Source organism: Cyanobium sp. BA5m-21 (assembly GCF_024346235.1).
Lineage (GTDB): Bacteria > Cyanobacteriota > Cyanobacteriia > PCC-6307 > Cyanobiaceae > Cyanobium_A > Cyanobium_A usitatum.
Genome location: NZ_JAGQCO010000011.1, coordinates 48,629 through 55,067, shown reverse-complemented (window position 1 = coordinate 55,067; position 6,439 = coordinate 48,629). Strand labels below are relative to the sequence as shown.

The following is a 6,439-nucleotide window of genomic DNA, read 5'->3' as shown; positions in this document are numbered from 1 at the left end:
GGTTTTTTTCTCCATTATCCCAGGTCTTCATACGAGAGGCAGGAACTAACCACAGGTTCCTTTCTGAATCAACCTCATCCCACCTCATTCCTGAAATCGCACCAACTCTCAACCCAGTCAAAAAAGTCAACAAGCATCCAGCACGAGTAGTGGATTCACCATTTGCTTTGTTTTGGGCAAATACCTCAAAAAACTCAGGCAGTTGGTCCCAGAAGGGATATGGGTGATGCTGAACCTTGTGAGATGACTTGTCCTTAGGACTGGTGACATTGAGAGCAGGGTTCTGGTCCCTGCCCATCCATCCCTTACGAATCGCATTCTCAAAAACCCCCTTGAGCACCATCTGTTGCTTGGTTGCTGAAGTAGGTGCTTTTCTTCTGATCCTGCCCAAGTAGTCAACCATCAACTCGCGACTGGTCTTTCCTCCTGGATGCTGGTAGTCCCAAGCAAGTTGTTCCACAGGTGTCTTTGCTCCGAACTCAGGCAGGACCTGATTCCAGAGGAGATTCCTGTATTCCTTTTTCCCCTGGTTGTTTGCCGAGGTCCATTCGGAGAGGTAGGACTCACACGCCTGCTCAAAGGTGGGTGAGGTTGTCCTCTGAACAAGTGCCTTTTTCTGATCCCTCTTCCTGTCCCTTGGGTCTCTGTTGTGAGTCTTGCTCCAGATCTTGATTGCTGACCACTCATCCTTTGCTTCCTTAAGGGACCATTTCCCTGGACCTTTCCCGTAGACCCCAATACGGACATCAACAACTGGGTTGTCTCGTCCAGGTGGGAACCTCATTCGTCCAACAAAGGACTTGCCACCTCCTTTGCTGATGGGTTCTACCAGCAAGCACAACGAGTCCCCACACGATGGTTTCTGTCTTTTGTCCGTTGCCTTGAGAGCACGAATCTGCGAGTCTGTGAGAGGCATTTCAGGATTCCACCCACACAGATTTTATCCACCCACACAACCCCTATTTCCACCCACGCTTCCACCCACACATTGTGCGGACATCACTGGTTCTAGGCGGATCCACCTGGACCGCCTACCCTCCATAAACCCAGATACAGCAAAGGGTCTGGACGAACCAGACCCTTTGAAAACTCTTGAGAAGCGGAGAGGGTGGGATTCGAACCCACGGAAGGTTTCCCTTCAAACGATTTCGAGTCGTTCGCTTTCGACCACTCAGCCACCTCTCCAAAGACCCGCTGGGTCTTGATCACTCTAAGGACCGGTCAGCCGAGGGTGGCCTGCAGGTATCCACTGGGACCGCTGGCCGCCCAGGCCGCTGGCAAGCCCGCCGGGACAGCGCCACTGAGCCACAGCCGCTTGGCGCCAAGCTCCTTGAGGTGGTGGCGCTCGCGGGCGGAGGGCGCAAAACCCAGCCAGACGCCATCAATTCGGCCGCGCAGCACGCTTGGCTCTGAGCCATCAGCGGCCAGCTGCCGCCAGGCCCAGAGCGCCTGGCGGTCGGGCAACAGCAGCCAGCGCCAACGGCCCAGCTGCAGCTGGATGGCCCGGCTCTCGATCGCCACCGGTGCGGCGCTCAGCCCAGGGCTAGCCAGCCTTTGACCAGGCTGAAACGGCAAACTGCCATCGGCACTGGCCATCACCAGGCCCGCCTGCCCCTGCCAGCAGTTCGGTTGCTCGGGCGCCAGCGGATCTAGCAGTAGGGCCCAGTCGTAGCGCTGCACCCCCAGGCCCCGGGCCAGCTGGCTGGCCTGGCTGCAACTGAAGCCATCACCAGAACTGCTGACCAGCACCGCCCGGCCCTGGTGCCGCGCCACCAGCAGATCCAGCCGCCCCTGGTGCACCAGCAACAACTGGTCGCCGCTTAGCAAGCTGAACTGCACCACCACCACCAGCGCAAACAGGGCACCACCCAAAAGGCGCCAGCGCCGGGCCAGGGCAGGCCAGGCCAACGCCAGCAGCGCCACAGTGAAGAGCAGCACCAGGCCCGGGGCGGGGCGCCCCAATTGCCACTGGGCCATGGGCAGCGCCGCAAACACCTTGACCACCGCCACCAACACATTGGTAAGCCAGGCCACGGGCGCGGTGGCCAGCGGCAGCAGCGGCGGCAGCAGCACCGCCAGGCAGGCCAGGGCCATCGCCCCGAGGGTGAGGGGGGTGAGCAGGGGTGCCACCACCAAATTGGCGGGCACCGCATAGAGGGGCACCACGCCGAAGTGCAGCAGCTGCAGCGGCAGGGTGTAAAGCGAGGCCGCCAGCGGCACCGCCGTGGCTACCGCCAACCAACCCGGCAGCCAGCGGCGCAGGCCCAGCTCCAGCGGCCGGGCCGACACCACCAGTGCAGCAGTCGCCACAACGCTGAGCTGGAAACCCACATCGAGCAGCCAGTCGGGCCGCGCCAGCAGCAACACCAGGGCGCTGGCGACCAGGATGCCCAAGGGCCTGCCGCGATAGCCGCACTCCACCACCCCCAGGGCCAGGCCCCCCATCAGCACTGCCCTGAGCACGGAGGGCTGGGGGCCTGCCAACAGCACAAATAGGCCCATCGCCGCGGCCGCCAAAGTGAGCCGCCCCAGCCGCGGCAAGCGCTTGCCCAGGGGCAGCACCACGCCCAGCAGCACCGACAAATGGAAGCCGGAAGCCGCCAGGGCATGGGATAGCCCCGCTGCCCGAAAGGCATCGCGCAGCTCCGCCGGCACGGGCACCACGGCGCTACCAAGCACCAAGGCAGCCAGCACGCTGCCGTTGTTTGGGCCGGCATGCTGCACCAGCGCCTGGGCCATGCGGCGGCGCAGGTCTGCCACCGGCGTTGCCGCACGCTGCAGCACCTCAAAATCCTGCACCTGCAGCTGGCTGAAGCTCCCCTGGCGCACCAGGCGCTCTGCCGGTGCGGCCAGCAGGGGATAGGGCGACACCTGGGGGCGCCGCAGGCGGCCCTGCACCTGCAGGCGCCAACCCTGCTGCAGCTCCGGGCACTGACCAAAGCGCAGTTCGGTGCGGCCCACGGGCAGCTGCAGCAAAGCCCGGCAGGCCCCACCACCGCCGCTGGGCACTGGACCACCGCTGGGCACTGGATCACTGAGCAGAACACCCCGCAGCGTCAGCTCCAGCGGGCCCCCGGCTGCCTCGAGTTGAAGCACTGGATCGCCGGCCGCCGGCTGGGGCGGCGTGAACGCCAGCCAGCCCACCCGCAGCAGCAGCAGGGCCAAAAGCAGGCCCCACAAAAGCGGCTTCAGGCGCGGCCCGGCTGCGCCGGCAGTGTTCGCCCCACCCCCACAACAGGCCACTGGCCACTCCGCATGAACCCAGCCAGGGTTCCCACGCGGTCTGGGGTTAGAGGCGAGGAATCTGCAGCAACAGCTCGCAGAGCTCCCGGCTCGGCATCTCCTGTCCCACTAGCGGTGCCACCAGCTTGGCCACCGGGCGCAGGCGACAGGGCCACACGGCCCGCTCACTTAAGCGCCCCAACTGGAAGCTGCCGCCGGCCAGCACCACCACCAGCAAGCAGCGCTGCAGCAGCCTCTTCAAGCCGCCACGGGGCGTTTGGCCTCAGGGAGCAGCGGAAAACCGAGGGCTTCCCTTTCGGCCAGCCAGGCCTCCGCCACCTGACGGGCCAGGGTGCGGATGCGGCCGATCGTGGCGGTGCGCTCCGTGACCGAGATCACGCCGCGGGCCTCCAGCAGGTTGAAGGTGTGGCTGCACTTGAGCACGAAATCCAGGGCTGGAGCGGGTAGCTGCTTGGCCACCAGATCTGCCGCCTCCGCCTCATAGATGGCAAACAGCTGCTGAAGCCGCTCGGGGTTGGAGGCTTCGAAGTTGTAGGCGCAGTGACCCTTCTCAAATGGCAGCCAGATGTCGCCGTAGGAGCGATTGCCATCCCAGCTCAGATCCCAGATGCTCTCCACATCCTGGAGATACATGGCCAGGCGCTCCAGCCCGTAGGTGATTTCAATCGACACCGGACGGCAATCGAGGCCGCCGCACTGCTGGAAATAGGTGAACTGGGTGACCTCCATGCCATCGAGCCAAACCTCCCAGCCCACACCCCAGGCGCCGAGGGTGGGGGATTCCCAGTTGTCTTCAACGAAGCGAATGTCGTGCTCCCGGGCGCGGATGCCCAGCGCTTCCAGCGAGGCCAGATAGGTCTCCTGGATGCCATCGGGGCTGGGCTTGATCAGCACCTGATATTGGAAATAGTGCTGGGCCCGGTTGGGGTTGTCGCCGTAGCGGCCATCGGTGGGGCGGCGACAGGGCTCGGGGTAGGCCACGGCCCAGGGCTCGGGCCCGATCGCCCGCAGCACCGTGTGGGGGCTCATCGTGCCGGCGCCCTTCTCGGTGTCGTAGGGCTGCAGGATCAGGCAGCCCTGGTCGGCCCAGAAGCGGTTCAGGGTGCTGATGATGTCCTGGAAGTTCACGCTGCTGTGCTGGGCTTTGGATCGATTCTGCCCAGTAGGGGGGCCTCAGCCTCCAGGCACACAACCCGATCACGCCCCCCACGCTTGGCCGTGTAGAGAACCTGATCAGCCCGCAGCAGCAGCTCCTTAAGAGTTTCACCGTGCTGATAGGTGGTGACGCCGCAGCTGAGGGTGGGTGGGGCAATGGGCTCAGCCGAGCTGGAGGAAGCGGCCAGCAGCAACACCACCGCTGACACCGCCAGGGCAATCAGCAGATTCTGAGCAAGGATCGACAGCAGAGCTGCCTTGCTCGGATCGTTTTGCTGCAGCACCACAATCACCCAACCGAGTGCGGGGATCTGGCGACTGTTCACGAACAGCTGGCCCTCGCCATGGGGGAACTGCAGGGATGTGGCGGGCTGATTAAGGATCCGGGAAACATAAGGAGCCAGCCCGGAAACCTTTTTGAGGGTTGCCCCAGAGTCGGCGCCGGGGGAGAGCACCACCTGACCTGCATGGGTCACCAAGAGCACCCGGGCGCCATAGCGATCCTAATAGCGATTCAGCTCCCGGGCCAACTCGCGCACGTCCATACCTAAGCCGATAGAGCCAATGAAGCCACCCGCCTGATCCAGCACCCGAAAGTTGGTGAAGGCGGTTACCCGGTTGGGATCGGCCGTATCCCTATCGATGTTGACTTCAAAGGGATCGGCACTGGCCTGCACCCGGTAAAACCAGCGGTCGTTGGGATCGCTAGGGGAGACAGACTTAATCACCCCGTTTAGGTGGTAATAGCGACCGGTGCGATCGGACACAAAAAAGGCAGTGGTGGCTCCGTGTTCGGCCTGGATATTGCGGAGACAGCCAACCATTGCGGTTTGATCCCGCTCCCCGGCGGCAACCCAGCTCTCCAGGAAGGTGTTGCGTGCCATTGAAGACGAAAGCAGCGCCTGCGGGGTGAGGTACTGCTCCACTTCACCGGAGAGCGCCTGGGCCGTTAACGGCAGGGTGGTGTTGGCCAGCTGGCGATCAAGGATGCCGCGGGCACTGAAGTAGCTGAAGGCGCTGGAGGCTCCAAAACCGCAGAGCAGCAGCACCCCCATGGTGGGCAAAAACGGAAAGCGCCGCCCAGCCCGCACCGAAACAGGCCCAAAAGAAAAAGCTACTTAGCGTAAGCGGAGTCATAGGGCACTTAGCTCCAAGTTACCCCTCAAAAGATAGAGAATTAAAGGCATCTAGCCAGCCTGTTATTGTTCAACGCATTTGCTATACCAGCGACGGGGTTTTGATTCAGGATGCGTTGAGCATGCGGCCGAGCGACTCAGTGACGGCTGCGCTTGGCACGGTGAGGTTTTCAAACTGCTCAGCAGGTATGGCCTTGCTCCACAGCCAGCCCTGGCCCTGGTTGACGCCGATGCGGCGTAGGAAGGTGGCCTCCGATTCCGTTTCCACACCCTCGGCGCAGACATCCACGTTGATGGCGTGACAACCAGACACCAGCCACTTGAGAAAACGCTGGCGGAAGGAATCGGCATCAATGCCGGAGACAATCGAGCGATCCACCTTCACCTTGCTGAAATTCAGATTCAGCATGTGGGACAGGGGCGCATCTCCAGTGCCGAAGTCGTCCACCGCAATGGTGTGCAGCGAGGTGAGCTCGTTAATAAACGACGACTCATGCTGGCCGGACACACCACGCTCTGTGACCTCCACCACCAGGCGGCGACCAACCTTGCGGCGCAGGGTTTCGAGATCACCAACCGCCTTGGAGATCGGCCGGAAAAACATCTTGCCAGAGCCGATGTACTGGCAGGAGAGATTCACCGACAGCCACACGTTCGACTGCATCCGGTCGAGGGCCCGCAGAGCAAATATGAAAGAGTCTTGTGTGACGGAGATATTGAGAGCGGGATCTTCATCTAGAGCCTGAATCTCCTCAGAGCTGGGCACGTTGTGGTTGGGGCGCCACAGGACCTCGCCGCCGCAAACCCGGCCGGAAGAAAGGTCGATGATGGGCTGGATGTAGAAGTTTTCCAAAACCCTTGGGGATTCAACCCCTATGCAAAACAGATACTCCAATAGTAGTCAC

At 62.4% G+C, this 6,439-nt stretch carries 7 protein-coding genes and 1 tRNA gene; all 8 read right to left on the bottom strand.

The features are described 5' to 3' along the window. On the bottom strand, nt 1–916 hold a 916-nt coding region (locus KBY72_RS05435; protein WP_254993194.1), incomplete at its 3' end, for a tyrosine-type recombinase/integrase. 184 nt (nt 917–1,100) lie between these two features. Beyond that, nucleotides 1,101–1,185, bottom strand: a tRNA-Ser gene (locus tag KBY72_RS05430). Between the two features lie 36 nt (nt 1,186–1,221). After that, the gene (locus KBY72_RS05425) at nt 1,222–3,165 is read right to left on the bottom strand and encodes a ComEC/Rec2 family competence protein (RefSeq protein WP_254993193.1); all 1,944 of its coding nucleotides are present in this window, start codon (nt 3,163–3,165) and stop codon (nt 1,222–1,224) included. 124 nt (nt 3,166–3,289) lie between these two features. Continuing rightward, nucleotides 3,290–3,484: a hypothetical protein gene (locus KBY72_RS05420; RefSeq protein WP_254960089.1), complete on the bottom strand. Its 195-nt coding sequence runs from the start codon at nt 3,482–3,484 to the stop codon at nt 3,290–3,292. Further along, nucleotides 3,481–4,371 carry a glycine--tRNA ligase subunit alpha gene (gene glyQ / locus KBY72_RS05415; protein ID WP_106502163.1) on the bottom strand — a complete coding sequence of 297 codons (891 nt, stop codon included), beginning with the start codon at nt 4,369–4,371 and terminating at the stop codon, nt 3,481–3,483. The genes KBY72_RS05420 and glyQ overlap by 4 nt, the downstream gene beginning before the upstream one ends. Then, the gene (locus KBY72_RS14415; protein WP_254960061.1) at nt 4,368–4,874 is read right to left on the bottom strand and encodes a GGDEF domain-containing protein; all 507 of its coding nucleotides are present in this window, start codon (nt 4,872–4,874) and stop codon (nt 4,368–4,370) included. Before KBY72_RS14415 ends, glyQ begins: the two co-directional genes overlap by 4 nt. Before the next feature lie 27 nt (nt 4,875–4,901). Beyond that, nucleotides 4,902–5,489: a cache domain-containing protein gene (locus KBY72_RS05405; RefSeq protein ID WP_254960058.1), complete on the bottom strand. Its 588-nt coding sequence runs from the start codon at nt 5,487–5,489 to the stop codon at nt 4,902–4,904. Nucleotides 5,490–5,640: 151 nt separating this feature from the next. Then, nucleotides 5,641–6,429, bottom strand: coding sequence for an EAL domain-containing protein (locus tag KBY72_RS05400; RefSeq protein ID WP_254993192.1), 789 nt, complete (start codon nt 6,427–6,429; stop codon nt 5,641–5,643). Nucleotides 6,430–6,439: the final 10 nt, after the last annotated feature.